Origin of the sequence: Pseudomonas sp. OF001 (assembly GCF_904426495.1) — a bacterium.
GTDB lineage: Bacteria > Pseudomonadota > Gammaproteobacteria > Pseudomonadales > Pseudomonadaceae > Geopseudomonas.
The window spans coordinates 1-2,549 of sequence record NZ_CAJGBM010000049.1 but is presented as its reverse complement, the minus strand read 5'-3'; the positions used below and the strand labels follow the sequence as shown (position 1 = coordinate 2,549).

The following is a 2,549-nucleotide window of genomic DNA, read 5'->3' as shown; positions in this document are numbered from 1 at the left end:
CCTCTGGCTCATGCCGCGCAGCAGACCGACCTGGATGTTGGAGCGCTCTTCAACGCTGAGTTCGTGGTAAGACATGGCAACACCGTACCGGAAAGGTCAGGTGTTGCACTCAGTTTTTGCCGCTGCCCAGTTATTGTGCCTTTCCCTGTGTTGCAATCCTTGCAGGATGGTATCAGGTTTAATGGTAATATTGAAAATTGAGGGAATTTGGACTTTGGCAAATAATGATCTAGGGTGGAGGCATGTCCAAAGCCACAAAGCGGGCATCTCCCCAATGGAGCTTGAGATAACAAGGAGTCATAGATGATTCTTGCAGGCTTTGTTTTTCCCACCATGTGCGAACTGTAAATATCCTTGAGCTCGTTTTTTGTTACTGAGCATAAGGCGGTCTCATCGTTCCCGCAATTGTTGGGTGGGATCGTATAGAGCTGCTTGTTCTCTGCTCTTGTCTTGTAATCAAGTCCTGCGGCGACAATTTCATTTTTTGCCAAGTCGAGGCGATTGCGTACGCTTTCATCTGCAATGCTGGTTATGCATGTAAGATACACGTCCTGGATATTATAATTTGGTGCGGCTATGGCTCTCATTAATTGCTCCTTGATTGCGAGTCTCTACTCACAATCATTGAGCGCAGAATTGCTTTCCCTTCAAAGCCGAGTTGATGATGATATTCTTGCTCTATATCTTCATAGCTCCTGCCTTCGGCAACGGAGGTTGCAAGTAAGTTGTGGAATCCAGATTTGGAAACCTCTAGGCCAAATACTTCTCGAGTTAAAGTGCCAACATTTTCTGCAAAGGTTTCGCTTTCTGGTCTGTCGATGTTGGTGATAAGTCTTGTCCTTCTAATTATGGAGACGCAGTTTTTAGGTACTTCCTGCAGGACTACCGGAGAATGGGTGGCGATAATTGCCACGCCATTACGATTGGTCAACAAGTCAGATAGCGCCCGTGTGAATGCTGATAGTAATGGCGGGTGGAGGTGGCTTTCTGGTTCGTCAAGCAGGACTAAGGTTTTTTCTTCAATTGTTTCAACTAGTTTTGTAATGGTTAACAGAACAATGGCATGGCCTGAGCTCATTCGCTCAAAAAGGGAATTAGCTATGCCAAAAAAATTCTGCCTTCTATCGGATGAATCGTCAGCATAAAGATTGGTTAGTCGGCATAAATCCATCTCGGCAAAATTTAAGTCGGACTCCAGCTTATTAACGGCTCTTACCCATCTATCTCTCTTGGCTGTTAACGAAAAGCATATTTCTAGGCTGCTTGTGAAATCTCTGCATAGGTCACTTTTGTCCTTCACCAACCATAGGTCCTGTCCTTGCTGGTTGATGCGTTTCTTTAGTCCCACATAGTAGTAGCGTATTCCGGCATTGGCATTGCGTCGGTCATTGGGGGGAATAAAAGGATCAAAGGCACTAAAGGAGACCGAGACAACGCCAGCAAAGTAATTTTCGCCTAGCGCAGCGACTCGCCCCCATGGTGATGGAGTGGAAAAATATCCGGTTTCCTCCACGGTGCCCCGCCCAGGAACAAGAGCGTCAACCATATTATTCAGGAGGGTTGTTTTTCCAACACCATTGCGGCCGATCAATATGTGAATATTTGATGACGGCTTGGAGTTTGGTTCGACAGTGAATTCGACTTTTATCCCGGAATAACGCTCATTGGCAGCTTTTTCATAGAAAAAATCATAGCTTGTTAACGGTGCCTCATGATTCAGGATTCTTCTGAACTGATTTTCAATAGATGTGCGATGCACAGACCTTAGCAGGGAGGTATTGAAAGCGCGTTCGTTTTCGGCGAGCTGTAGGCGATTAGGGTCATATACGACGTCGCCGAGAGCTGACAGGATGTTGTCGGCTACTTCTTGAGGGAGGTCATCTATTATGTTTTGGTAGTAGTCTGCGTCTTGGCCGAGGGAATAAAAGTCGTCAGGCAACATGTCAAACTGCTGCGGGATTCTCTCTTCAGTCCACCCTTGGTTCTGGCCGACAAAGCCTATTTTAATGCTGCCCAGGGATTTCTCATTACCTTGCTCGTCAAAGAGGGTAATGCTAAATAATGTCTTGTGGCCGTAATCATCCCAGTTGTCTGGCTTTAGATAGCACGCATTGCGAGCCTGGCCTGGAAAATGGCTGCGCCATGCTAGCTTGTGGAATGTCAGTCTCATTGTGCTGGTCTCTCTTCGCTGTGAATCATCATTATGTATATTGTCATTTCGGAATTACATGTAATTGGATGACATGGGGGTGTGGTTGTCAGTTTTTTCTAATAATCTTCTTCTGTTTTGTAACTCATTAATCAGCTTGGCGTCGATCCAGTAAGTACGAAAAAGGGAAGCGATAAATTCAAGATATGGCTGCAGTGCACATTACGGAGCAACGAGCACCGTGTCTACGGTTTGCCCTTGGTCGATTTCTGTTAGGTTCTGTACGAAAAGTACTGCCGTAGGCACCGCAGCGTGCAGGCCAGCGTGACCATAGCGGCAAAACTTCTTGCCAGCTTGTCGTAGCGAGTGCCAATCCTGCGGCTCTCCTTCAGCCAGCCGA

2 protein-coding genes and 1 pseudogene are annotated in these 2,549 nt (G+C 46.5%); 1 reads left to right on the top strand and 2 read right to left on the bottom strand.

Annotated features, from left to right (window positions below; translation table 11 throughout):
• A partial coding sequence (locus RA210_RS21935; protein ID WP_236574808.1) for a hypothetical protein occupies positions 1-201 on the top strand: 201 nt, incomplete at its 5' end.
• Between the two features lie 385 nt (positions 202-586).
• Here the strand turns inward: RA210_RS21935 and RA210_RS18615 are convergent.
• Positions 587-2,170 carry an AAA family ATPase gene (locus RA210_RS18615; protein WP_236574807.1) on the bottom strand — a complete coding sequence of 528 codons (1,584 nt, stop codon included), beginning with the start codon at positions 2,168-2,170 and terminating at the stop codon, positions 587-589.
• Between the two features lie 251 nt (positions 2,171-2,421).
• Positions 2,422-2,549: pseudogene (locus RA210_RS18610) on the bottom strand (IS5/IS1182 family transposase); the annotation flags it as partial.